Here is a 23,840-nt window from a genome sequence, read left to right as displayed (position 1 = left end):
CTGCTCAGACGAGCTCCGGCCGGATCTCGGGCACGGGACCGGCCTTCGGTCCCCACGGCGTCAGCAGCACGCTGAGTGCCGACAGCACGCCGAGCAGCACCATGGACGCCGCCGCGAGCCAGAAAAAGCTTGTGGCCGAGGCATCGATAGACAGCAGCCACCAGCCTCCAACGCTGACGAAGACCAGCCGCGCGGTTTGCGCTAGCACCGGGCCGAGTACCTTGGCGGCGCCCTGCGAGGCAAAATAGGCCACCGTGGACAGCCCCAGAAAGGCATACATTGGCGCACAGGTGGCCAGATAGGTCCGGCTTGCCGCACGCACACCGGCATCATTGGTGAACATATTGACCCAGGCATCGGGGAAGATCGCGATCAGTGTGCCGAGCAGGCCGACGACACCGAAGGCGATCACGCTGCCAGTCCAGGTCACGCGGCGCGCACGCGCGATGCGGCCAGCGCCGATTGCCATGCCGACGATCGGCACCGAGGCGATACCCACCGCGAAAGCCAGCGTGCTCAGCATGAATTCGAGCCGCGCACCGATACCGTAGCCGGCCAGCACCGCGGTGCCGTATTGCGCCAGCATATGGGTGAAAATCAGGAGAGTCAGAACGCCCTGTAGCGGATTGAAACAGGCGATGGCACCCACTTTCAGAATATCGAAGAACATCCCGCGCTGAATGCGGAAGCCCTTGATCTGAGGCTGGACTCGCGCACGACCGGAAAAGACATACCAGCCCATGACGCCTGTGCCGATCGTGAATGCAATCAGCGTGCCCGCCGCGACGCCGGGCATGCCGAATTGCGGGATCGGACCGAAGCCGAGGCCCAGCACGCCACCGAGAACCACCTGCAAGGCAGCCCCCGCCATCTGCATGGCGGAGGGCATCTTCATGTTGCCGGTGCCGCGCAGGATCGCCGCGAAGGTATTCAGCAGCCAGGGGATCGCGCCACCAGCGAAGAAGACGGTGATGTAGCCCTGCGCCTGGCTCAGCACATTGCCGCGGCCACCAAGCAGTTGCAGCAGCATAGAGCCGAAGGTCAGCATGCCGACCGTGAAGGTGAGGCCGAAGCAGATGGCGATCAGCAGCGCATGGCCCGCCAGCGTATCGGCGCGCGCGCGGTCGCCGGCGCCGAGCGCGCGCGCGATGGCCGAGGACACGCCACCGCCCATGGCGCCGCCGGACATGGTCATGGTCAGCATCACGAAGGGAAACACCAGCGCCATCGCCGCCAAGGCTTCGGTGCCGAGCCGGCCGACATAGGTGGTCTCGAAAATAACGACGACGGCGCCTGCCGTCAGCGCGACGACATTGGGCCAGGCCAGCCGCAGGATGGTCGGCAGAATGGGATGATCCAGCAGGGGGTTTTTGGCCGGAGCCTTCAGGCTCGGAAGCGGCTGCTTGTCGGCATCGACCAATCGGGGTTCGGCGACGACAGCGTCGGACATGCATTCTCCCTGAGCTTCCGGTCTTGCCTGCCGGACACCTCGTTCCTAGCACCGATCGCGGACAATGCCATGCGCGACACACGCATGGGGGATGTTCGATTTGCACTGCAGTATCAAGGGAGCGAGGCGCTAGCCGACCGACCAGATGAACGGGAGCGCACCACCTCGTGCCGGCGTCATCGCGATGGGTATATTGCGACCGCATCCGGCGGCGAGGCCCTCGACCAACCCCTGCAAGGCCCTCGCGCAGGCGGCATTGTTGTCGGCGACGCCGTCCATCAATTTCCAGCTCTGCTGCCGGATCTCGAACTGGCCCTCGGACTTGCTGATCTCCACGATGTCGTCCTGCGCTGCGAACAGAACGCCGAGGAATTCCGCGAAGGCCCTGGCGTCGCCGCGCTGCAAGCCGAAGCCTGCGGAGACCTCGTCGAAATACTGCATGCCGATCAGCTTGCCGGTCAAATGCAGCAAATAGCCGGCATCAACCGGGCCGAACAGTTGAACCGCTACAGGCGCTGCGGTCCGTACATATTCCATGGCGTAGTTGCGATAGGCCTTTTCCAGCCGGGCTTTCGGCCAGCTATCCACCGGCAGCGCGGGTGCCTTGGCGGGATCGAACAACGGCGCTTCCAGATGGCGCGCGAACACCAGACGCTGATCGATATCGAGATCGTGGTCGTATTCGCAGTAATAGCCTTCGAGCCCGTCCTGGCCATCGACACTCTGCTTGGTGCAGACGAAGCCCATGCGGGGATTACCAAGCGAAACGCCATTATTGGCGTGCCAGCCACGCAGCATCGCGCGCGAGACTTCGCCGGGCACACCGCAGATTGCCGTGCCGCGCCAGATCCAGCGCGGCGGCGGATAGCGGATCCAGGCCTTGCGGTCGCTCTCATACATGTACTCGACCGACACGCCGCCGATCCAGTTCGAGAGATAGTGATACTGGGCCGCAGCGACCGCGGGCGGCAGGCCGGACAGACCGAGCTTCACGAGTCCCGGCAGAAAGCGCTCCTGCTGCTGCCGGCGGAAGATCCGAAACATGAACTCGGCGGCGTCTGCCGTGCCGCGGCGCGTGACCGTGCTCAGAATCAGGCCGGTGAAATAGGCGTGATAAAGATCGGCGACGCTACGCCAGCGCGTCCAGGTGGCTTCGTCGCTCGTATTTGTCGGTCCGGTCATCGTTTCTTCCCTGTTTGTTGGGAGGACCATAGCCGTGCATCACTCCGGCTTCACATGAAATTCATGCAGGGAGGCCGAACGTTCCTGCATCGCGCGCATTTTATGTTCTCAGCCACAAGGACATTCCATGCGCCAGAAATTCCTGCTTTCCGCCTGTCTCGTCGCCCTGGCGCTGCCACTGGCCGGATGCAACGAACAATCCACCATCGCATCAGGCGAGGATTTCGGACCGTCGCCGAAGCTTGTCGAGCCCAACAAGTCGCTTATTCCAACAGTCAATGTCTCCAAGGCGGTCGGCTGGCCAGAGGGTGCCAAGCCGAAGGCTGCGGACGGCATGACGGTCAGCGCTTTTGCGCGCGGGCTCGATCATCCACGTACGGTCTATGTGTTGCCCAATGGCGACGTGCTGGTGGCAGAAAGCAATGCGCCGCCGAAGCCGGAAGATGGCAAGGGCATCAAGGGCTGGGTCATGAAACTGGTGATGGGCCATGCCGGCGCGGGCACACCGACGGCAAATCGCGTTTCGCTGCTGCGCGACGCGGACGGCGACGGCGTCGCCGAGACCAGGACAGCATTTCTCGAAGGGCTCAACTCACCCTTCGGCATGGTGCTGGTTGGCGACGAATTCTTCGTCGCCAATGCCGATGCCGTGGTGAAGTTTCCCTACAGGACCAATGATACCAGGATCACAACGCCTGCCGTGAAGGTGGCTGACCTGCCCGGCGGCCCGATCAATCACCACTGGACCAAGGATCTCACGGCGAGTCCCGACGGCACGAAACTCTATGCAACCGTCGGCTCCAACAGCAATGTCGGTGAGAACGGCATGGAGGCCGAGAAAGACCGCGCCGCGGTGATCGAGATCGACCGCGCGACCGGCGCCTCACGCGTCTTCGCATCCGGCCTGCGCAACCCCAACGGCCCGTCGTGGCAGCCGCAAAGCGGCGCGCTCTGGGTCACCGTCAACGAGCGCGACGAGATCGGCAGCGACCTTGTGCCAGATTACATGACCTCGGTGAAGGATGGCGGCTTCTATGGCTGGCCCTACAGCTATTACGGCCAGCATGTCGATGTCCGCGTGCAGCCGCCGCGCCCTGACATGGTGGCCAAAGCCATCGCGCCGGATTACGCGCTCGGTGCGCATACCGCATCACTCGGGCTGACCTTCAACACCGGCGATCTCTTCCCCGCCAACATGAAGAACGGCGCTTTCATCGGCCAGCACGGGTCTTGGAACAGGCGACCGCAAAGCGGCTACAAGGTGATCTTCGTGCCCTTCACCGACGGCAAGCCCTCGGGCAAGCCCCAGGACGTGCTCACCGGTTTCCTCAATGACAGTGGTGAAGCGCAGGGGCGTCCGGTCGGCGTCCGCATCGACAGCAAGGGCGCATTGCTGGTGGCCGACGATGTTGGCAATACGATCTGGCGCGTGACGCCATCGGGCGCGAAGGCGGCAGCGTTGAAGTGATACCAGAGACCTGACAAAGCTCAGTCATGGCCGGGCAGCGCGAAGCGAGGGCTTCACTTGATGTCCCGGCCATCCACGTCTTCCTGAGTTTATGGCCGAGACGTGGATGCCAGGCACGAGGCCGGGCATGACGAGTTTTTATTACTTCGCCTATCCGACTTGAAATTCTTCACGTCACCGGTGCGGGGTTGAACAGCACGAGATCGTTGTGCAAGCCCCATTTGTCCGCCCAAACCTGCTTGCGGCCGCTGGCAACGTCGAGGATCAGCTGAAACAGCTCCCAGCCGGCCTCCTCGATGGTCATCTCGCCTGACGCAATGCGGCCGGCGTCGAAATCGATCAGGTCCGACCAGCGTTTCGCCAGTTCAGTCCGCGTCGAGACCTTGATGACCGGCGCCTGCGCCAGCCCATAGGGCGTGCCGCGCCCCGTGGTGAAGATCTGCATCTGCATGCCGGCGGCAAGCTGCAGCGTACCGCAGACGAAATCGCTTGCCGGCGTTGCCGCGAACAGCAATCCCTTCGTCGTCGCGCGTTCGCCGGGGCCAATCACGCCGCTGATTGCGCTCGAACCGGACTTGACGATGGAGCCCAATGACTTCTCGACGATATTGGCAAGACCACCCTTCTTGTTTCCGGGCGTCGTATTGGCGCTGCGATCGGCGCCGCCGCGCGCCAGATAGGAATCGTACCAATCCATCTCGCGTATCAGCGCGCGGCCGACATCCTCGTTGACCGCACGGCGCGTCAACAATTCGATGGCGTCACGCACCTCGGTGACTTCGGAGAACATCACCGTTGCGCCGGCGCGCACCAGCAAATCGCTCGCGAAGCCGAGGGCCGGATTGGCGGTCACGCCGGAAAATGCGTCGCTGCCGCCGCATTGCAGACCAATCACGAGGTCGGAGGCCGGGCAGGTCTCACGCTTGCGCTGGTTCAGGATTTTCAGCCGCGCCTCGGCCATGGTGATGATCGTATCCACCATGTCGCCAAAGCTGTGATTGCCCTCATCCTGAAGGCGCATCATGCTGCCGGGATCGTCCTTCGGCAGCAAACGCTCCGGTGCCAACTTCTCGCAGCCGAGGCCGACCACCATCACCTCGCCGCCAAAATTGGGATTGCGCGCGATGTTCTGCAGTGTGCGGATCGGAATATAGGCATCCGGCGCATTGATGGCGACGCCACATCCATAGCCATGGGTGACAGCGACAACGTCATCGACATTGGGATAACGCGGCAGCAATTCCGCCTTGATGCGCTTCAGCGCAAATTCCAGCGTGCCGGCGACGCATTGCACCGACGTGCTGATGGCGAGAATGTTCTTCACGCCGACGGAGCCGTCGCGATTGCGAAAACCTTCGAATGTGTAATCGTTCAGCGGCGGCTGCGGTTGCGGAACCGCATTGGCAATCTCAAGGCTGTCGAGATCCGGCGCATCGGGCATATGGATGCGCGCCTCCTCGACCCATTCGCCGGCCGAAATCATATCCAGTGCATAGCCGATGATCTCGCCGTAGCGGATGATCGGCGCATCCTTTGCGATATCTTCCAGCGCCACCTTGTGCCCCTGCGGCACGAAGTTACGCAGCTCCAGGCCGCCGGTCATCATGGTGCCCGCGGGCAGGCCGAAATCATTGACGATGATGGCGACGTTGTCGCGCGCATTCAGTTTGATGTAGCGCGGCGCATATGCGTCTGCTGCCAGCGTGGTGGCCATCGCCTTGTCCTTCCCAAATCTGCCGGCATTCGCGCCGGTCTCGTAGCAGAGCAGTAGCACAAAAGATGACGGTGTCGCGCACTTGACCGACGCGCTCTGCAGCCCGAATGATGACCTAGAAATGGGCCGGCGCGCCCGAATTCATGCAGAAATGGGATGAACGTGCGTCTTTTCGTATTCGGGCTCGGCTACAGCGCAAACCGGTTCATCGCCCGGCACGGCGGTCAATTCACCGGGATTGCCGGCACCGTCCGCACGGCCGGCAAGTCGGCTGCTCGGGATATCGAGACGCTGGTCTTCAACCCGGATGTCACCGATCCCGGCATTGCCGATCGCCTCACGAGCGCCAATGCGCTGCTCGTCTCGGTCCCGCCCGGCGCAGATGGCGATCCCGTGCTGCAGACCTTCGGCTCTGTGATCGCGGCCAGCGGCATCCGGCGCATCGTCTATCTCTCCAGCGTCGGGGTTTACGGCGATCATCAGGGCGCCTGGATCGACGAAACCGCCCCGGTCTCCGGCGAGGGCCGACGCAAGGCACGTATCGATGCCGAAGACGCATGGCGCGCCGTGGCCGGCGATCGCACGACGATCCTGCGCATCGCCGGCATCTACGGTCCCGGCCGCAATGCGCTGGAAAATCTCAAAACCGGCAAGGCCCATCGCATCGTCAAGCCGGGCCAGGTGTTCAACCGCATCCATGTGGACGACATCGCAACATCTGTCGCCGCAGCATTCGATCACGCGCAGACCGGCATCTTCAATCTCTGCGACGACGAGCCGGCGCCGCCGCAGGACGTCGTCACCTATGCCGCAGCACTGATGGGAATCGCGCCGCCCCCCGAGCAGGACTTCGCAACCGCCGAGATGAGCGCGATGGCGCGCAGCTTCTATGCCAGCAACAATCGCATCTCGAATGCACGGTTGAAACGCGAGCTTGGCGTGAAGCTCGCGTTTCCGACCTATCGCGAAGGCCTCACGGCGCTGTGGCAGCGGCGCGAGATCTAAGCAGCGAGTGACCTGCGGACTACCGGCCGGTCATCGCTTCCAACCTGTCCGGATATCGGTTGCCCTGCACGGTGATTTTTGCAGCAGCGCTGTCGATGTCCCGCAGATCGTCTGATGTCAGCTCTATAGCCGCCGCACCGAGATTTTCCTCAAGCCGATGCAGTTTCGTGGTGCCCGGGATCGGCACGATCCACGGCTTCTTGGCCAGCAGCCATGCCAGCGCGATCTGCGCGGGCGTCGCCTGCTTCCGTGCCGCGATCTCGCCAAGCAGATCGACAAGGGCCTGATTTGCCTTGCGCGCTTCGGGCGTGAAGCGCGGGAGGATGTTGCGGAAATCGCCGCTGTCGAGTGTTGTGCTCTCGTTCATGGCACCGGTGAGGAAGCCCTTGCCGAGCGGGCTGTAAGGGACAAAGCCAATCCCGAGTTCTTCGAGCGTCGGCAGCACTTCCTTTTCGGGGCTGCGCGTCCATAACGAATACTCGCTCTGGATCGCAGTAATCGGCTGCACGGCATGAGCGCGGCGAATTGTCGTCACGCCCGGCTCGGACAGGCCGAAATGTTTGACCTTGCCCTCAGTGATCAGGTCCTTCACCGCGCCGGCGACATCCTCGATCGGCACGTCGGGATCGACGCGGTGTTGATAAAACAGATCGATGGCATCGATCTTCAAGCGCGTGAGCGATGCTTCGGCGACCTCGCGAATATGTGCGGGGCGGCTGTCGTGACCGACCTGCTGACCGGTCACGGGATCGAGCTTGAAGCCGAATTTGGTGGCGATGACGACCTGATCGCGGAGCGGCGCGAGCGCCGCGCCGACGAGTTCTTCATTGGTGAACGGACCGTAGACTTCAGCCGTATCGAAGAAGGTGACACCGCGTTCGACCGCCGCGCGGATCAGTGCGGTCATTTCCGTTGTGTCGGCCGGAGGCCCGTAGCCGAAGCTCATCCCCATACAGCCGAGCCCGATGGCCGAGACTTCCAGTCCATTGCGTCCGAGTATGCGTGTCTTCATGTCAAATCTCCTGTGCCATCCGGCCAATGAGCGGCTCCCGCGCTGGTGGGATTTTGCCGCCGACCAGCGACATCTGGAGATCGTGCGCCCATGAGACTAGATGATATAATCTGCACGCACTTATCAGCCGGATTCATGAATGGCCCGCCAGACAATCGACGACCTCCTCGCCTTCTTTGCCGTCGCGAAGGAGGCGAGCTTCACGCGCGCAGCCGCCAAGCTTGGCGTCTCGCAATCCGCGCTCAGCCACACCATTCGCGGTCTTGAGGAGCGGCTTGGACTGCGCCTCCTGACCCGAACGACCCGCAGCGTCGCGCCGACCGAGGCTGGCGAACGCCTGATCCGGACGATCGGCCCCAAGCTGGAAGAGATCGACGCCGAACTCGCGGCTGTCACGGAGCTGCGCGAGAAGCCGGCCGGCACCATCCGCATCACCACCGGTGAGCATTCCGCCGAGACGATCATCTGGCCCGCCCTCGCGAAGCTGCTGCCACGCTATCCCGACATCAAGGCCGAACTCGTCGTCGATTACGGCCTCATCGATATCGTTGCGGAACGCTACGACGCGGGCGTTCGCCTGGGCGAACAGGTCGCAAAAGACATGATCGCCGTCCGTATCGGACCGGACTTTCGCATGGTCGTGGTCGGCGCGCCGTCCTATTTCGCCAAACGACCGCTGCCGAAACGCCCGCAAGACCTCACCGCGCATGACTGCATCAATATCCGTCTGCCGACCATGGGCGGCCTCTATGCGTGGGAGTTTGAGAAGCGCGGGCGCGCCTTGAAAGTGCGTGTCGATGGCCAGATCGTGTTCAACAACATGTCGCTGCGCCACAAGGCGGTGCTGAATGGACTGGGGCTGGCCTATTTGCCGGAGGATCGCGTGCGCGATCACATTGCCTCAGGCCGGCTTGTTCAAGTGCTTGACGATTGGTGCCAACCGTTCTCGGGTTATCACCTTTATTATCCGAGCCGCCGACAACCGACATCCGCATTCGCGGCGCTGGTTGAAGCGTTGCGTTACCGTGGCTGATCAACGGTTGTCGTGTTCCAGCGCCTCAATCCGAACGTGATTGAAGCGAAATCACACATTGTGAAAAGTTCCTGAATCAATTTGGGCAATGCTGTGTCCTAAGCGCGACGTGGTCGCCAAAGCTGCCTTTTTCGTTTGAGGCGCTGTTGCACGCGTGTGACAGCAATCACTGCGCAATAGTCTAGGTTGCCTTTCGTCATCCCCCGTCGGGATTGAGAAGGAACACCTGATGAAGAAGCTTCTACTGTCTACCGCTGCTCTGGCCCTCGTCGCTTTGGCCGCTCCGGCGTCCGCTGCTGACCTGGCTGCGCGCCCTTACACCAAGGCTCCGGCCTATGCTCCGGCTGCTCCGATCTACAACTGGACCGGTTTCTACATCGGCGGGCACATCGGCGGCGCGTTCCCGGGCAACGACAACAACCTGCTCGGCGGCAGCAATGACGGCACGTTCATGGGCGGTGTGCAGGGTGGTTACGACTACCAGTTCGCCCCGAACTGGGTGTTCGGTCTTGAAGCCAATTACAGCTTCCTCTCCACCAGCAGCAACTTCGACAATCGCGGCCTCGGTTCGGTCACCGGTCGTGTTGGTTACACCTGGGGTCCAGCACTGCTTTACGTAAAGGGCGGTTACGCCTGGGCTGACTCGCGCTTCACCAACGGCTTTGCCGGCGACGGCGGCCGCGATGGCTACACGGTTGGCGGCGGTCTCGAATATCTGTTCACCCAGAACTGGTCGGGCAAGGTCGAATACCAGTATTACGACTTCGGCAACGTCAACTTCATCACGCCGACCCTCGCCGTTGGCGGGTTCAAGAACGACGAGCACACGATCAAGGCCGGCCTGAACTACCGCTTCAACCTGGGCAACTTCGGCGCAGGCTTCGTTCAGTAAGCCTGACGATCTATCGTCTACTTCGTCTCCAGAAAAAACTTAGGCCCGCAGCAATGCGGGCCTTTTTTCTTGCTTGCTCGGAGCGGTGAGCAATCAGACTTTGAAGTGCTTCGACAGCTTCAGGCTCTGGCCCTGATAATTCGAGCCTATACGCTGGCCGTAGAGGGCATCCGGACGATCCAGCATGCGCTCATAGACGAGACGGCCGACGATCTGGCCATGTTCGAGAATGAACGGCACTTCGCGCGAGCGCACTTCCAGCACCGCGCGCGAGCCTTTGCCGCCAGCGCCGTCATGACCGAAGCCCGGATCGAAGAAGCCGGCATAGTGGACGCGGAATTCGCCGACCAGCGGATCGAATGGCACCATCTCGGCGGCGTAGTCCGGCGGCACCTGCACCGCCTCCTTGGAGGCGAGAATGTAGAACTCGCCGGGATCGAGGATCAGCGTGCCGTCCTTGCGCGCCGAGATCGGCTCCCAGAATTCATTGACGCTGTAGCCACCGCGGCGATCGATATCGACCACACCGGTATGACGCTTGGCGCGGTAGCCGACGAAGCCCGAGGCATTCTCGCCGGAGAGATCGACAGACAGCGCGAGGCCATTGTTGAGGTCGGCAGTGTCGCTGTCGACCAGCGGCTCCTGCGCGTGGAGTTCTTCCAGCGCCTCGGTGTCGAGCACCGCATCGCCGACCCGGAAACGGACCTGCGACAGGCGCGAGCCTTCGCGCAGCAATACCGGAAATGTCTTCGGGCTGATCTCGGCATAAAGCGGCCCGTGATAGCCCGCACCGATCACATCGAACCGTCTGGTGCCATCAGCAATCACCCGCGTGAACACATCGAGGCGCCCCGTGGAGCTCTTCGGATTGGCAGCCGCGAAGATGTTCGGCGGCAGCGCCAGGCTCTCGATCAACGGCACGATGTAGACGCAGTTGGTTTCGAGCACCGCGCCATCGGACAGATCGATCTCGTGCAGCTTCAATTCGTCGATGCGCTCGGCGACCGTCGAATTCGGCCCCGGCAGGAAGCTGGCGCGCACGCGATAGGCGATGGAGCCAAGCCGCAGATCGAGGCTGGCAGGCTGGATCTGGCTCTCGACGAAGGGATATTCCGGCAGGATCAGGCCGGCATCGGCCATCGCCGCAATCATGCGGTCGGGCAGAATTCCATCGGCATCGGGGGCAAGCGTAAACGGCACAGGTCTCGTCCTTCGGTCGTCCTTCAGCGAGAATACACTGAAAAATAGCGACTTTACCGGTTATCTCAGCCCCGCCTTGACGAAAAGGGCAAGCGGGAATATGCACATCGTTATCCCGTGGTGATTTGAGCCGGCCGGCTTGCAGCCACGTAAAATAAGTCGCTAAACAGGCCGGGGACACATGTCCTTCCAGCATGCGATCCCGGCCTGAGGACGTCCGTCCAGGCCGGTTTTTTTGTGCCCGTGTTACGCGGGTACGTTGGAGGTCACATGTCTACGAAGTCCTATCGCCCCGAAACCCGGCTCGTTCATTCCGGCGCACTGCGCTCGCAATTCAACGAGACGTCCGAAGCCCTCTTCCTCACGCAGGGCTTCATCTACGAGACCGCAGAAGCCTGCGAGGCGCGGTTTAAGGGCGAAGATCCCGGTTTCATCTATTCGCGCTTTTCGAATCCGAATACGTCGATGTTCGAGAGCCGCATGATCGACCTCGAAGGTGCGGAGGCTGCACGCTCGACGGCCACCGGCATGGCCGCCGTGACCACCGCCATTCTCGCGCCGCTGCGCATGGGCGATCACGTCGTCGCCGCCAAGGCGCTGTTCGGCTCCTGTCGCTACGTCATCGAAGAGCTGCTGCCGCGCTACGGCATCGAATTCACCCTGGTCGACGGCCTCGACCTCGACCAGTGGCAGAAGGCGATGCGCCCGAACACCAAGTCGCTGTTCCTGGAAAGCCCGACCAATCCCACGCTCGACGTGCTCGACATATCAGCCATCGCTGACATCGCCCATGCCGGCGGTGCGCGGCTGATCGTCGATAACGTGTTCGCGACGCCGCTCTGGCAGAGCCCGCTGGCGCTCGGCGCCGATGTCGTCGTGTATTCGGCGACCAAGCACATCGACGGTCAGGGACGTTGCCTCGGTGGCATCATCCTGTCGTCGAAGGACTTCATCGACGAGCATATTCATAACTATCTGCGCCAGACAGGCCCCTCGATCTCACCGTTCAATGCATGGACGCTGGTAAAGGGGCTGGAGACGCTGGCGATCCGCGTCGAGCGGCAGACGCAGACGGCGGCGGCGATCGCGGATGTGCTCGCCCAGCATCCGAAGATTTCGCGGCTGATCTATCCGGGCCGCGAGGATCATCCGCAGGCGGCAACGGTGAAGAAGCAGATGCGTGCGGGTTCGACGCTGATCGGCTTCGAGGTAAAGGGAGGCAAGACAGCGGCGTTCCGCGTCCTCAACGAGCTGAAAGTGGCCCGCATCTCCAACAATCTCGGCGACGCGAAGAGCCTCGTCACGCATCCGGCGACGACGACGCATCAGCGTCTGCCGCTGGAGGCGCGACTCGAACTCGGGATCACCGAAGGCTTCATCCGCTTCTCGGCCGGCCTCGAGCATCGCGACGATCTGATCGAGGATCTTCAGGCGGCACTGGCGAAGGCGTAGCCAATCTCTCCATCGTCATTGCGAGGAGCACTTGCGACGAAGCAATCCAGACTTTCTTTCAAGCAAGACTGGATTGCTTCGCTCAGCGAAAATCGCCGAAGGCGAATTTCGCGGGCTCGCAATGACGGCTGAGAGGCATTCGCCCCTCTTCGAACTTACAGCGGCTTCTGCGCCTGCTGAATCTGCGGCTCGTTGATGCCGAGCTTCACCTGGCCGACCGACTTGATGATGTTGTCGCCAAGCAACTGCGCGAAGCAGGCATAGCCCCAGTCGTTCATGTGCAGGCCGTCGGCAATGACGAAGCTGTCGAACGACATCTGCTGGCCTTCGTGCCATTCCTTCATCACTTCGAAGCGCGGGAAGATGCCGACCTTGCGTAGTTCGGCCACCTTGTGCAGCAGCGAGACCATCTTGCTGGTACCTTCCGGCCGCGTATTCACCAGCGGGGAATATTGCGGATCGACCAGCACCAGATCGGCACCCGCCGCCTGAATGCGGGCGACGCCGTCTTCCACCATCTTGCTGGTTTCGCCGGGATCGAGATTGCGCAGCACCGCATTGGTGCCGACTTGCCAGATCACGAGATCAGGCTTCGAATTGATCACTTCGCTCTGCAGCCGCGCCATCATTTCCGGCGCATCTTCGCCGCCCTTGCCGCGGTTGAGCACGGTGATATTGGCCGACGGGTAAGCACGATGCAGCTGCGCGGCAAGGCGGTTCGGATAGGTGAATTCCGGCGCCGTCGAACCGTAGCCTTCGGTGGAGGACGAACCGAACGCAACGATGACCACGGGCTTGCCGGCCACGAGCTTGCTGGCCACATGCGGCAGCGCGCCCATCGCCTTCATGCCGCCTTTCGGTGTACGGCAGGGGACGCGGCTCAAGATATCGGTCGCGGTCTTTGCGACTTCCTTGACCTTGTCGATGGCTTTCGCAGCGACGCCCCTCTTCGCGGCGTCCGCGGGGTCATTCGCCGCAACGCCCTGGTCGGCGCCCTTGCTGTCAGCCGGGGCGGCCTGCGCCGCTTCGGCGTGCGCGATGGACGATGAGATCGGGAGCGCGAAGGTCGTGGAAGCGGCAAAGGCAGCGACGACAGCAAAGCGAGACAAATGGCCGACGAAACTCATTAACGCTGAATCCTCAAATCCGCTGCTTTGATCTTGGCCGCATCGACGACAAAGGTCGAAAGCGCCCGGCCAAGACAATCATGCACCCGCTTCGCCAGCTCCATGCCGGGCGACGCGCTGAACAGGTCAAAATCACCGCTCTCATTCCAGTGCCGCATGATGGCGAAACGGTCGAACAGCGGGACGTCGTGCTGCTGCGCCACCACACGCATATTATCTAGGTAGGCGGAGCCGGAAATCATCGTCTCCGTGCGCGGACTGTACTGCAGATTCATTAAAATGACGTCAGTTCCGGCCTTTTGCATGGCGGCAACGCCCTCATCCAGGGCGTTCCGGAAGTCCTCGGCGTCGGCCTGTTTCATGGCATCCACGGTTCCGGTCTGCCAGATCACCAGGTTCGGCTTCTTGTCCGTCACCAGCTGTTCCAGGGTCGGGGCCATTTCCTCGGCGGTCTTCTTGACCTGCAGCTCCAGTGCCACGTTCACCTCGACGCCCGGCAGCTTCTCCTTCAGATAGGCCTGCAGGCGGTTCGGATAGGCTGCGGAATGGTCGGAGACCCCGATCACCGAGGATCGGCTGCCAATGACCAGAATATCGAGCTTTCCGCCCGGTTTCGCCGCAGCCTCGACCTTGGGCAGGGTGCTTTCGGAGGTCAGGAGGTAGGCGGGAACCTCACAGGTATGCGCGGGCGGTTCGGCCCGGACAGGAGCCGCCACCAGCAGGCCAGCCAGCATCGTGAGCCGCAGAACGGCCTTCATGCTTCCCCTCCTGCGAGATCCGCGTCGGATCGTTTGGCGCGGGATCCGCCTTTGACAGTGACGCCCTTGTACCACGAAAACACCCAGGCGGCGGTTGACATAACAACTATGCCGAGGAAGCTGATCAAGGCATGCATGCCGGCTCCGCCGGCGACCTCAGCCAGCACGAAATGGCCGGCAAAGGCCAGGAACACCCCGATACAGAAGATTTCGAGCGAGTGCTGGCCGCACAGCACCATCGGCCGCAGCCAGACCGATTTCAGCCCCGGCCACTCCTTGGGCAGGAAACGGACCGTGAGCGCCGCCAGCGCCAGGAAGTGGGCGAAGCGCAGCACGTCGAGATCGGTCTTGTTGATGGGATACATCCACTGCTCGATGACCTTCGGCAGCAGATGGTGGATCTGCGGAATGTACCAGGTCAGCGTCACCCAGAACGCCGCCAGAAGATAGGCCACGCAGAGCCAGAGCGTGATGTTGGATGACAGTATCCGCGACATCCTGACGGCGCCGCCCAGCGCGCACCAGGCACCGAACACGAACAGCAATTGCCAGGCGAACGGATTGAAGGCCCAGACGCCATTCGGATAGGCCGTCAGATGCAGGTCGAATTCCCAGGTCAGCGCATAAAGACCGACCGACAGCGCCAGCGTGAGATCGGCGCGGCGGCGCATCAGCCAGAGGATCGGCGGCAGGAACAGCATGAGGACGATATAGAGCGGCAACACGTCCATGTTTACCGGGCGAAATTTCAGCAACAGCGCCTGAACGATGGTCACGTCAGGCTGTTTGAGAAAATCGAGAATCCCCATTTCCTCGGAATAAAGCGGGTTCTCGAACCGCGTCGCAACATAGGAGATTTCCGCGAGGAAGATCGTGAACAGGAAGACGTGGGCGACATAGATCTGCCAGACTCGCTTGAAGATGCGCGCGCTGGCCACCAGCGTGCCCTGCTCCTGCATCGCGCGGCCATATACGAAAGCGGCGGTATAGCCGGAGATGAAGATGAAGATCTCGGTGGCGTCGCTGAAACCGTAATTACGGATCGTCAGCCAGGTCAGGATATTCGGCGGCAGGTGATCGATGAAGATCAGCCACAGCGCCAGCCCGCGAAACAGATCGAGGCGCAATTCGCGTTCGGTGCCTGCGACGGGAAACGACACGGCATCGGCACGCGTCGAGGCGCGCGACGCGGACACGTGGGAGGACGCATCTGCGTGGGGATGGCCGGCAATCGGGTCGGCAACATAGGTCATTCAGCACCGCTCAACGGAAATCGTCGCATGATGAAAATCGACCGCCCCACACCACGCAGGCCATCTGCATGGGGCGATCCGTCACGTCATAGCCAAATCAGGGATCGATTATGCGGTAACTATGTTGAAACCGCGATGGGTTGCCGCCGTTCCGCGCAGCACTCCACGCCGATTTTCCCTGGATTTGGCCGGTAACGTGTTTTTCGCTATGCTTGCGACGCATTTTGAACGATGACACCGCCATGTACCGCGCCATCACACGACAGATCGAAGTCACCGTCGAACCGAATTTCATGCCTGAAAGCTCGTCGCAGGAGAAGCGACAGTTCTTCTGGTCCTATACGGTCGTCATCACCAATGCCGGCAAAGAGACCGTGCAGTTGAAGACCCGGCACTGGATCATCACCGATGCATCCGGCCGCATGCAGGAAGTGCGCGGTGAAGGCGTCGTCGGCGAGCAGCCCGTGCTCGGTCCCGGCGAACGTTTCGAATACACATCGCGCGTGCCACTGCCGACGACGTCCGGCTTCATGGAAGGCACCTATCAGATGGTGACCGATACCGGCGAGCCGTTCGAGATCGACGTGCCGCTGTTTTCGCTGGACGGACCGGACGGCAAGCGCGTGCTGAATTAGGCGAGCCGTAGAAATGTAGGATGGGTAGAGCGTCTTCGCGAAACCCATCATCACCACCGTATGTTGATGTTGGTGATGGGTTTCGCTCCGGCGCAAGATGCGCCTGCGCTCTACCCATCCTACGGCCTCATCGCAGATTCAACTGTCAAACAGCCACTGTCCTTCAGACATGCGACATCGCCCCTGTTGTTTGCGGCGCGGGGGCGCCGTCGTCCTTTGCATTCCCACCCTCTGGTGAGAGGGCGTGCGGAACGCCGGGTGCCCGTTGCACCCTTGGGCCTGATGCGATGCGGTCTTCCGCAGAGTAGTGTGCATCAGGACTTTCGGAGGCGCCGAGCAAGTGCCCGACGTTCCGCCTGCGGTGTGTTTTCGGTTGCTTGCACATCTGCCATGGCGAACGGTCCCATCACCAAAATTAATGTCCCAGGGCGGAGGGACAGGGTAGCCGCAAAGCACTTGGCCGAACGCGTTTCGAGTTGGTCGTCCGTCACACTGTCCAGGGGGTCTTCCATCCGAAGGTCGGCCGTCTCCTTGCCAGTGGCAGTGCTGGCGCAGATCCGTCCTGCCCGAAGACAGACGTCCCCCATGAACCGCGTGACGCCGCATCTCCGGCGTCCACCGCATCCAGCCCCGCGAACGTGACGATCGCGATCGCCCCTCTCATCGGGGCCGGACGAATGGGAATATAAACCAGACGGGGATGCTGTCAACCGAGGATAGGAAAAAATGTTTGAGGATGTTTCCTCGCCTCAACTGTTATTCCGGGGCGCGGCCGGCACTTGCCGGACGCGAACCCGGAATCTCGGCATGGGAGTCTCTAGTCAGTGCAAAACACTCTGGGATTCCGGGTTCGCACTTCAGCGGCTTCGCCGCTTTCGTGCGCCCCGGAATGACGAGTGTGGATTGAGTTTCCTCGCCGCACCAATTGGTGTGCCGGGGAATGACAGCGGGGCGTGACGCGGGCGAATGCCTATTCCACGCCCGCTTCCTGCGGTGTGAACTCATACACCGACGAACAGAACTCGCAGGTCACGACGACCTTGTCGTCCTTGACCATGTCGGCGCGGTCCTGCGGCTCGAAGCTCTTGAGCATGCCGGACACGGCATCGCGCGAGCAGGAACACTCCGCGCGCAGCGGCGATGAGGCGAAGACGCGGACGCCGCGCTCGTGGAACAGGCGATACAGCAGCCGCTCGCCGGACAGATCGGGATCGATCAGCTCGACATCCTCGACGGTGCCAATCAGCGACTGGCCCTCGACCCAGGCGTCATCTTCCGGCACAGCATCCACCTCCGCGCCCTCCGGCGCATCGCCGGCATGGAGGTCGCGCTGCACGCGCTCCGGCGCCTTTGGCAGGAACTGCAGCAGCATGCCACCGGCGCGCCAGCGATGTGTCGGGCCACCTTCCTCGCCGCTGCGCCATTCCTCGCCCACGGCGAGGCGCACCTTGGTCGGAATCTGTTCGGAGCGCAGGAAGTATTCATGTGCGGCATCTTCCAGCGTACCGCCGTCAAGCGCGACGAGCCCCTGATAGCGGCTCATATCCGCCCCCTGATCGACGGTCATCGCCAGATGGCCCTTGCCGAGCAGCGCCGCGGTGCCGAGACCGGGCAAAAGGCGCTCGGCATCGAACCGCGCATAGGCGCGCATTTTATCCGGCGCGCGGAAGTCGACGATCATCAGCGACACCGGACCATCGGTCTGGGTCTGCAGGATGAAGCGGCCGTCGAATTTCAGCGAGGAGCCGAGCAGCGTGGTCAGCACGATGGCCTCGCCGAGCAGCTTGGCCACCGGCGCGGGATAATCATGCTTGGCGAGCAGCTCGTCGAGCGCCGGGCCAAGTCGCGTCAGCCGCCCGCGTAGGTCGAGCGGCGCCACCTCGAAGGGCAGCACCGCGTCATCGACCGGAACGGAGGACGGCGCGCGAATGGGGGCGTCGGGCTGGAGATTTGGATTTGATGGGGTCATGGCGCTCTATGTAAGGGCGAGGAGCTGAAATCGAAACCCCGCAAAGGGGCAAATGTCCGAACGAATACAAGGCATCCGGCGACGATTTGCCCCCGTTCGGATGAAATATCTACCAAGTATAAGCGAACGATGTTTGAAACCTACCTTAGGCGGTGGCACCTCGTCCCGGACGGCACGGCCATTACCTCCCACGCCGGATATTTGCTGCCAGTCCTGCATCGGGGCCAGCCGGCGATGCTGAAACTGGCCAAGGGCGAGGACGAACGCGCCGGCAGCGCGGTACTGGAATGGTGGGACGGCGACGGCGCCGCACGGGTTCTGGCCCGCCATGACGACGCGTTGCTGATGGAACGCGCCCAAGGCCCGGCCTCGCTCTCCGACATGGCGCGTGGTGGACAGGACGACGAAGCCTCGCGCATCCTGTGCGCCGTGGCGGCACGGTTGCACCGGCCAAGGCAAAAATCGCCGCCTCCGCTGGTACGGCTGCAGCATTGGTTCCGCGAACTCGCGCCGGCCGCAGCGACCCATGGCGGCCTGTTACGTCGCTGTTCCGAAACGGCCAACGCTTTGCTGGACGACCCCCGCGAGATGACCGTGCTGCACGGCGACCTCCACCATGACAATGTGCTGGACTTCGGGGAGCGTGGTTGGCTTGCCATCGATCCGAAGCACATCATCGGCGAGCGCGGCTTCGACTTCGCCAACATTTTCACCAACCCGGATCTCTCGGACCCCACGCGCCCGGTCTCGACCTCGCCAGGCCGTTTCCAGCGGCGTGTCGAGGTCGTCAGCGACGCGGCCAAACTCGATCGCTATCGCTTGCTGCAATGGGTCCTGGCATGGACCGGCCTCTCGGCCGCATGGTTCCTCGGCGACGACGATCCGGCGAGCATCGACTTTCAGGTGGCCGAGCTGGCCGCGACAGAACTCGATCGCTGATCGCGCCTCACGCCACCGCGTTGAGGCACCAGGCCAGAATGCCCTTCTGCGCATGCAGACGGTTTTCGGCCTCGTCGAACACCACCGACTGCGGACCGTCGATCACCTCGTCGGTCACCTCCTCGCCGCGATGCGCCGGCAGGCAGTGCATGAAGAGTGCGTCCGGCTTGGCCAGCGACATCAGGCGCGCATTGACCTGATAGGGCTTGAGCAGGTTGTGGCGGGTCTCGCCGTCCTTGTCGCCCATCGACACCCAGGTGTCGGTGACGACGCAATCGACGCCCTTCACCATCGCATCGGGATCGTCGCTGAAGGTGATCGGCGCGTTTGCCGCCTTGACCCAGTCCTTGAACGGCTTCTTCGGCGACAGCTGCGGCGGCGTCGCGATATTCAGTTTGAACTGGAAGCGTTCGGCCGCATGCGCCCAGGACATCAGCACATTGTTGTCGTCGCCGGTCCAGGCCACGGTGCGTCCCTTGATCGGGCCGCGATGTTCCTCATAGGTCATGACATCCGCCATCACCTGGCAGGGATGCGAGAACCGCGTCAGGCCATTGATGACCGGCACCGTCGCATTCTCCGCGAGCTCCATCAGCGAGTCATGATTGAGGATGCGGATCATGATGATGTCGACGAAGCGCGACAGTACGCGTGCGGTGTCGGCAATGGTCTCGCCGCGACCGAGCTGCATTTCAGCGCCGGTGAGCATGACGACTTCGCCGCCGAGCTGGCGCATGCCGACCTCGAACGACACGCGGGTGCGCGTCGAGGGCTTTTCGAAGATCATAGCCAGCGTCTTGTTCTTGAGCGGACGATCGGGCTCGGCATTCGTGCCATCCCGCCCCTTCAGCGTCGCCTTCATGGCGGCAGCCGCGTTCATAATATTGCGCAACTCACTGGCCGGCACGGCCGTGAGATCAAGAAAGTGCCGCAGTGACGTGCTCATCACGCGGCTCCCTGCGTCTTGGCAGATGAACCGAGGGCCACGCAGGCCTGTTCCAGCCGCTGCACGGCCTGCTCGATCTCGGACTCGCTGACGATCAGCGGCGGCAGGAAGCGCACGACATTATCGCCGGCGCCGACGGTCAGCAGCTTCGCGTCACGCAATGCGGCCACGAGATCACCAGCCGGCACGACAGCCTTGAGGCCGATCAGCAGACCTTCGCCGCGCACTTCGCTGAGCACATCAGGGTGGCCGTCGACCACGCCCGCGAGTTTCTGTTTGAGCAGCAGCGACATCTTCTTCACATGGTCGAAGAAACCGGGCTTCAGCATGATATCGAGCACGGAATTCGCGGCAGCGACCGCCAGCGGATTGCCACCGAAGGTCGAGCCGTGCGAGCCGGGCGCCATGCCTTCGGCCGCTTCCGCCGTGACGAGACACGCGCCGATCGGGAAGCCGCCGCCAAGCGCCTTGGCCAGCGACATCACGTCGGGCGTCACACCAATGCGCTGATAGGCGAACAACTCGCCGGTGCGGCCCATACCGGTCTGCACTTCGTCGAAGATCAGCAGGATGCCGTTCTTGTCGCAGAGTTCGCGCAGCGCGCCGAAGAACGCGTTGCTCGGCGCACGCACGCCGCCCTCACCCTGCAGCGGCTCGATGAGAATGCCGGCGGTGTTCGGGCCGATCGCCTTCTTCACCGCTTCGATATCGCCGAGCGGCAACTGATCGAAGCCGTCGAGCGGCGTGCCGTAGCCTTCGAGATATTTGGCAGCGCCGGTCGCCGCGAGCGTGCCGAGGGTGCGGCCATGGAACGCGCCTTCAAAGGTGATGATGCGCGTGCGCTCGGGATGGCCCTTGGAGAAATGATAGTGCCGGGTCACCTTGATCGCGCATTCCATCGCTTCCGCACCCGAATTGGCGAAGAACACGAAATCCGCAAAGCTCTGTTCGCACAGCCGGGCGGCGAGACGCTCGCCGTCCGGGCTCTTGAACAGGTTCGACATATGCCAGAGCTTGGTGGCCTGCTCCTGCAATGCGGCGACCATATGTGGGTGCGCATGGCCCAGCGCGTTCACGGCAACGCCGCTGGTGAAGTCGAGATAGCGCTCGCCATCGGTTCCAATCAGCCACGCGCCTTCACCGCGCTCGAAAGCGACATCCGCACGCGCGAAAACAGGCAGCAAGTGAGCCTGAGAGAGGGGCGAAGACGTTGCGTTGCTGGTCATAACCGATCCGATCGAAAAGACTGCGGCCGCGTCGATGACAACTGTGCGAAATCGAACAACGGACCCTAGAAACGAAACGTGCCGCCCTTCTCGGGCGGCACGTGGGCATTATTCTATGTGTGCTGTGAAGACTGTCAACCGCGCACTGCGGCTTTCGAGTCACACGGAGTCGCAGAAAAAGCCGATTTTGCAGCTTTATTTGCAGAAGCATGTGGACGCGGCATGCCCGACTCTTGCGCGCGAGTCACGGCATATTGTAGCTTTTGCCTCGTCGGATACGACATCTCGTGCGGCGGTAGATCCTTTTGACACATCCAGTGCGGCGTAACAGCCGGACGCGAAATTCGCGCCCGGTGAGCGCTAAAGGATTCTGACCGCAGGGATTTTTGAAGTCTCAACTCGCAGCGCTGCCCGGTCAGGCCGGCGCTCACGAAGGGAAAACGGCGATGACGGTAATGACATGGACCGACGATCGCGTCGAACAGTTGAAGAAACTCTGGGAAGGCGGCCTTTCCGCCAGCCAGATCGCTGCGGAACTCGGTAACGTGACCCGCAACGCCGTGATCGGCAAGGTGCACCGCCTTGGCCTGTCCGGCCGTGCCAAGAGCCCCTCCTCGGCAGCTCCGCGGCAGCGCAAGGCGCGCCCGGCACAGCAGATGGTGCGCGTCGCCCGCCCGATGGCCCGTGGCAACACAGCATTGGCCCATAACTACGAGATCGAGGCCGAGCCCGACCCGATCGCCTATGACAACATCGTGCCGATCAGCCAGCGCCTGTCGCTGGTCGAACTCAACGAAGCCACCTGCCATTGGCCAATCGGCGATCCGTCGAGCGCGGACTTCTACTTCTGCGGTGGCAAGGCCCTGGCCGGCGCCCCCTATTGCGCACATCACTCGCGCATCGCCTATCAGCCGGCCAGCGACCGCCGCCGCGCGGTGCCGAAGCCGACGCGCTGAGCTGGAAAGCATCTAAACCAAATGAAAATGCCCGGCGATGAGCCGGGCATTTTTTGTTTGGGGGCTTCTAACCTCGCCCCGCTTGCGGGGAAGAAGGAAGATACCTACTCCGCCGCCTTGTCGAACCGGTCGTCCAGCGCGTAGCCGGCGCCGCGCACGGTGCGGATCGGATCTGGCTCACCGGCGGGGTTGAGCAGCTTGCGCAGGCGGCCGATATGCACGTCGACGGTGCGCTCGTCGATATAGATGTCGCGGCCCCAGACGCTGTCGAGCAACTGTTCGCGGCTGAACACGCGGCCCGGATGTTCCAGGAAGAACTCCAGCAGGCGATATTCGGTCGGACCGAGATCGATCGGACGGCTTGAGCGCACGACGCGGCGCTTGTCACGGTCAAGTTCGATGTCGCCAAACGCCAAAACGGTAGCGAGACGCTCGGGAGCTGCACGACGCAGCAGGCCCTTCACGCGGGCCAGGAGCTCCGGCACGGAGAACGGCTTGACGATGTAGTCGTCGGCACCAGTGGCGAGACCGCGAACGCGCTCGCTCTCTTCGCCACGCGCCGTCAGCATGATGATCGGCAATGCCTTGGTTTCGGGCCGTGCGCGCAAGCGGCGGCACAGTTCGATGCCGGACAGGCCCGGCAGCATCCAGTCGAGCACCACGAGATCCGGCACCCGCTCCTTCAAGCGGGTGTCGGCATCGTCGCCGCGAGCGACGGTTTCAACATCATAGCCTTCGGCGTCGAGGTTGTAGCGAAGCAGCGTCGTTAGCGCCTCTTCATCTTCCACAACCAGAATGCGTGCATTCACAGCCATCTTGATCAATACCCTCAGTGACGTCCGACAAGTTTTTAAATCATGATCCTTGCGGAAGACTGGCTCCCACTTTTCCGGATCATGCTTCAGACCGTCGGCGTATTCGCGAATGTGGTCATGTCGCCCTTCGGGCGCTTGTCGAGGATTTGCTGGCCCTCGATCATGTAGAACACGGTTTCCGCAATATTGGTGGCATGGTCACCGATCCGCTCGATGTTCTTGGCGCAGAACATCAGGTGGATACAGAACGAAATGTTACGCGGGTCTTCCATCATATAGGTCAGGAGTTCGCGGAACAGCGAGGTGCAGATCGCGTCGATTTCCTCGTCGCCCTTCCACACCGTCATCGCGGCGGGCAGATCATGTGCGGCATAGGCGTCGAGCACGGCCTTGACCTGGGTGGTCACGAGGTCGGTCATGTGCTCGAGGCCGCGGATCAGCTTCAGCGGATGGAAGTCGCTGTCGAGTGCATTGACGCGCTTACCGATATTCTTGGAGAGATCGCCGATGCGTTCCAGATCGGTAGCGACGCGCAGCGCGCCGACGATCTCGCGCAAATCGACAGCCATTGGCTGGCGCTTGGCGATGGTCAGCACGGCGCGCTCTTCGATCGTGCGCTGCAACTGGTCGATCTCGGAGTCAGTGGCGACGACGCGCGCACCGAGCGCGACGTCCCGGCGGATCAGCGCGTCGACGGATTCGACGATCTGCCGTTCCGCGAGGCCACCCATCTCGGCAACGAGACGGGTCAGCTCCTGCAGATCGTCGTCGAAAGCCTTGGTGGTGTGTTCAAAAGCCATCTCAAATT

General features: G+C 62.3%; 21 protein-coding genes and 1 riboswitch. Of the genes, 8 read left to right on the top strand and 13 right to left on the bottom strand.

Annotation, left to right across the window (positions count from 1 at the left end):
- Positions 1 to 4 precede the first annotated feature (4 nt).
- Together BLW80_RS12125 and BLW80_RS12120 are read right to left on the bottom strand one after the other, a co-directional pair.
- Positions 5 to 1,450, bottom strand: a complete 1,446-nt coding sequence (locus tag BLW80_RS12125) for an MATE family efflux transporter (protein WP_093758067.1) — start codon at positions 1,448 to 1,450, stop codon at positions 5 to 7.
- A gap of 129 nt (positions 1,451 to 1,579) precedes the next feature.
- Complete coding sequence (locus BLW80_RS12120) at positions 1,580 to 2,632, bottom strand: hypothetical protein (protein ID WP_093758066.1); 1,053 nt, start codon at positions 2,630 to 2,632, stop codon at positions 1,580 to 1,582.
- A gap of 127 nt (positions 2,633 to 2,759) precedes the next feature.
- Between BLW80_RS12120 and BLW80_RS12115 the strand changes: the two genes are divergently transcribed.
- Complete coding sequence (locus BLW80_RS12115; RefSeq protein WP_093758065.1) at positions 2,760 to 4,100, top strand: PQQ-dependent sugar dehydrogenase; 1,341 nt, start codon at positions 2,760 to 2,762, stop codon at positions 4,098 to 4,100.
- 169 nt (positions 4,101 to 4,269) lie between these two features.
- Here the strand turns inward: BLW80_RS12115 and garD are convergent, their stop codons facing one another.
- Positions 4,270 to 5,814, bottom strand: a complete 1,545-nt coding sequence (gene garD / locus BLW80_RS12110) for a galactarate dehydratase (RefSeq protein WP_093758244.1) — start codon at positions 5,812 to 5,814, stop codon at positions 4,270 to 4,272.
- Between the two features lie 162 nt (positions 5,815 to 5,976).
- Here garD and BLW80_RS12105 point away from each other — a divergent pair, with 162 nt between their 5' ends.
- Positions 5,977 to 6,819 carry an SDR family oxidoreductase gene (locus BLW80_RS12105; protein WP_093758243.1) on the top strand — a complete coding sequence of 281 codons (843 nt, stop codon included), beginning with the start codon at positions 5,977 to 5,979 and terminating at the stop codon, positions 6,817 to 6,819.
- Between the two features lie 19 nt (positions 6,820 to 6,838).
- On the opposite strand, the gene BLW80_RS12100 is transcribed toward BLW80_RS12105, so the two are convergent.
- Positions 6,839 to 7,831: an aldo/keto reductase gene (locus BLW80_RS12100; protein WP_093758064.1), complete on the bottom strand. Its 993-nt coding sequence runs from the start codon at positions 7,829 to 7,831 to the stop codon at positions 6,839 to 6,841.
- Between the two features lie 139 nt (positions 7,832 to 7,970).
- On the opposite strand from BLW80_RS12100, the gene BLW80_RS12095 reads away from it, so the two are divergent.
- On the top strand, positions 7,971 to 8,864 hold the full coding sequence (locus tag BLW80_RS12095) for a LysR family transcriptional regulator (RefSeq protein ID WP_089266774.1): 894 nt from the start codon (positions 7,971 to 7,973) through the stop codon (positions 8,862 to 8,864).
- Between the two features lie 229 nt (positions 8,865 to 9,093).
- Positions 9,094 to 9,756, top strand: coding sequence for an outer membrane protein (locus BLW80_RS12090; RefSeq protein WP_093758063.1), 663 nt, complete (start codon positions 9,094 to 9,096; stop codon positions 9,754 to 9,756).
- 93 nt (positions 9,757 to 9,849) lie between these two features.
- On the opposite strand, the gene BLW80_RS12085 is transcribed toward BLW80_RS12090, so the two are convergent.
- Positions 9,850 to 10,956, bottom strand: coding sequence for a 2'-deoxycytidine 5'-triphosphate deaminase (locus tag BLW80_RS12085; protein ID WP_068737579.1), 1,107 nt, complete (start codon positions 10,954 to 10,956; stop codon positions 9,850 to 9,852).
- Positions 10,957 to 11,063: 107 nt separating this feature from the next.
- A riboswitch (SAM riboswitch) is annotated at positions 11,064 to 11,143 on the top strand.
- A gap of 83 nt (positions 11,144 to 11,226) precedes the next feature.
- On the opposite strand from BLW80_RS12085, the gene BLW80_RS12080 reads away from it, so the two are divergent.
- Positions 11,227 to 12,408 carry an O-succinylhomoserine sulfhydrylase gene (locus BLW80_RS12080; RefSeq protein ID WP_093758062.1) on the top strand — a complete coding sequence of 394 codons (1,182 nt, stop codon included), beginning with the start codon at positions 11,227 to 11,229 and terminating at the stop codon, positions 12,406 to 12,408.
- Between the two features lie 155 nt (positions 12,409 to 12,563).
- Here BLW80_RS12080 and BLW80_RS12075 read toward each other — a convergent pair whose 3' ends face one another.
- The 3 genes from BLW80_RS12075 to BLW80_RS12065 are packed head-to-tail and all read right to left on the bottom strand — an operon-like array spanning position 12,564 to position 15,546.
- Positions 12,564 to 13,535, bottom strand: a complete 972-nt coding sequence (locus tag BLW80_RS12075; protein ID WP_093758061.1) for an SGNH/GDSL hydrolase family protein — start codon at positions 13,533 to 13,535, stop codon at positions 12,564 to 12,566.
- Positions 13,535 to 14,293: an SGNH/GDSL hydrolase family protein gene (locus BLW80_RS12070; RefSeq protein ID WP_093758060.1), complete on the bottom strand. Its 759-nt coding sequence runs from the start codon at positions 14,291 to 14,293 to the stop codon at positions 13,535 to 13,537. Before BLW80_RS12070 ends, BLW80_RS12075 begins: the two co-directional genes overlap by 1 nt.
- Entirely contained in the window at positions 14,290 to 15,546 is a 1,257-nt protein-coding gene (locus tag BLW80_RS12065) for an OpgC domain-containing protein (protein ID WP_093758059.1), read from the bottom strand. Before BLW80_RS12065 ends, BLW80_RS12070 begins: the two co-directional genes overlap by 4 nt.
- 242 nt (positions 15,547 to 15,788) lie before the next feature.
- On the opposite strand from BLW80_RS12065, the gene apaG reads away from it, so the two are divergent.
- A complete protein-coding gene (gene apaG, locus BLW80_RS12060) occupies positions 15,789 to 16,181 on the top strand; it encodes a Co2+/Mg2+ efflux facilitator ApaG/CorD (protein WP_089266768.1) in 393 nt (130 codons plus the stop codon).
- Between the two features lie 970 nt (positions 16,182 to 17,151).
- Here apaG and BLW80_RS12050 read toward each other — a convergent pair.
- Positions 17,152 to 18,150, bottom strand: coding sequence for an Hsp33 family molecular chaperone (locus BLW80_RS12050; protein WP_089266767.1), 999 nt, complete (start codon positions 18,148 to 18,150; stop codon positions 17,152 to 17,154).
- A gap of 129 nt (positions 18,151 to 18,279) precedes the next feature.
- On the opposite strand from BLW80_RS12050, the gene BLW80_RS12045 reads away from it, so the two are divergent.
- Positions 18,280 to 19,089, top strand: a complete 810-nt coding sequence (locus tag BLW80_RS12045) for an aminoglycoside phosphotransferase family protein (RefSeq protein ID WP_093758057.1) — start codon at positions 18,280 to 18,282, stop codon at positions 19,087 to 19,089.
- A gap of 7 nt (positions 19,090 to 19,096) precedes the next feature.
- Here the strand turns inward: BLW80_RS12045 and argF are convergent, their stop codons facing one another.
- Both argF and BLW80_RS12035 read right to left on the bottom strand, forming a co-directional pair.
- The gene (gene argF / locus BLW80_RS12040) at positions 19,097 to 20,035 is read right to left on the bottom strand and encodes an ornithine carbamoyltransferase (protein ID WP_093758056.1); all 939 of its coding nucleotides are present in this window, start codon (positions 20,033 to 20,035) and stop codon (positions 19,097 to 19,099) included.
- Positions 20,035 to 21,261, bottom strand: coding sequence for an aspartate aminotransferase family protein (locus BLW80_RS12035; RefSeq protein ID WP_093758055.1), 1,227 nt, complete (start codon positions 21,259 to 21,261; stop codon positions 20,035 to 20,037). Before BLW80_RS12035 ends, argF begins: the two co-directional genes overlap by 1 nt.
- A 446-nt stretch (positions 21,262 to 21,707) precedes the next feature.
- Here BLW80_RS12035 and BLW80_RS12030 point away from each other — a divergent pair, with 446 nt between their 5' ends.
- Complete coding sequence (locus BLW80_RS12030; RefSeq protein WP_068737968.1) at positions 21,708 to 22,217, top strand: GcrA family cell cycle regulator; 510 nt, start codon at positions 21,708 to 21,710, stop codon at positions 22,215 to 22,217.
- Between the two features lie 104 nt (positions 22,218 to 22,321).
- On the opposite strand, the gene phoB is transcribed toward BLW80_RS12030, so the two are convergent.
- On the bottom strand, positions 22,322 to 23,026 hold the full coding sequence (phoB, locus tag BLW80_RS12025; protein ID WP_068737970.1) for a phosphate regulon transcriptional regulator PhoB: 705 nt from the start codon (positions 23,024 to 23,026) through the stop codon (positions 22,322 to 22,324).
- 92 nt (positions 23,027 to 23,118) lie between these two features.
- Complete coding sequence (gene phoU, locus BLW80_RS12020; protein ID WP_089266763.1) at positions 23,119 to 23,832, bottom strand: phosphate signaling complex protein PhoU; 714 nt, start codon at positions 23,830 to 23,832, stop codon at positions 23,119 to 23,121.
- Positions 23,833 to 23,840: the final 8 nt, after the last annotated feature.

Source organism: Tardiphaga sp. OK245 (assembly GCF_900108575.1).
In the GTDB taxonomy this organism is placed as follows: domain Bacteria; phylum Pseudomonadota; class Alphaproteobacteria; order Rhizobiales; family Xanthobacteraceae; genus Tardiphaga; species Tardiphaga robiniae.
This window is presented reverse-complemented; position numbering and strand designations above follow the sequence as displayed.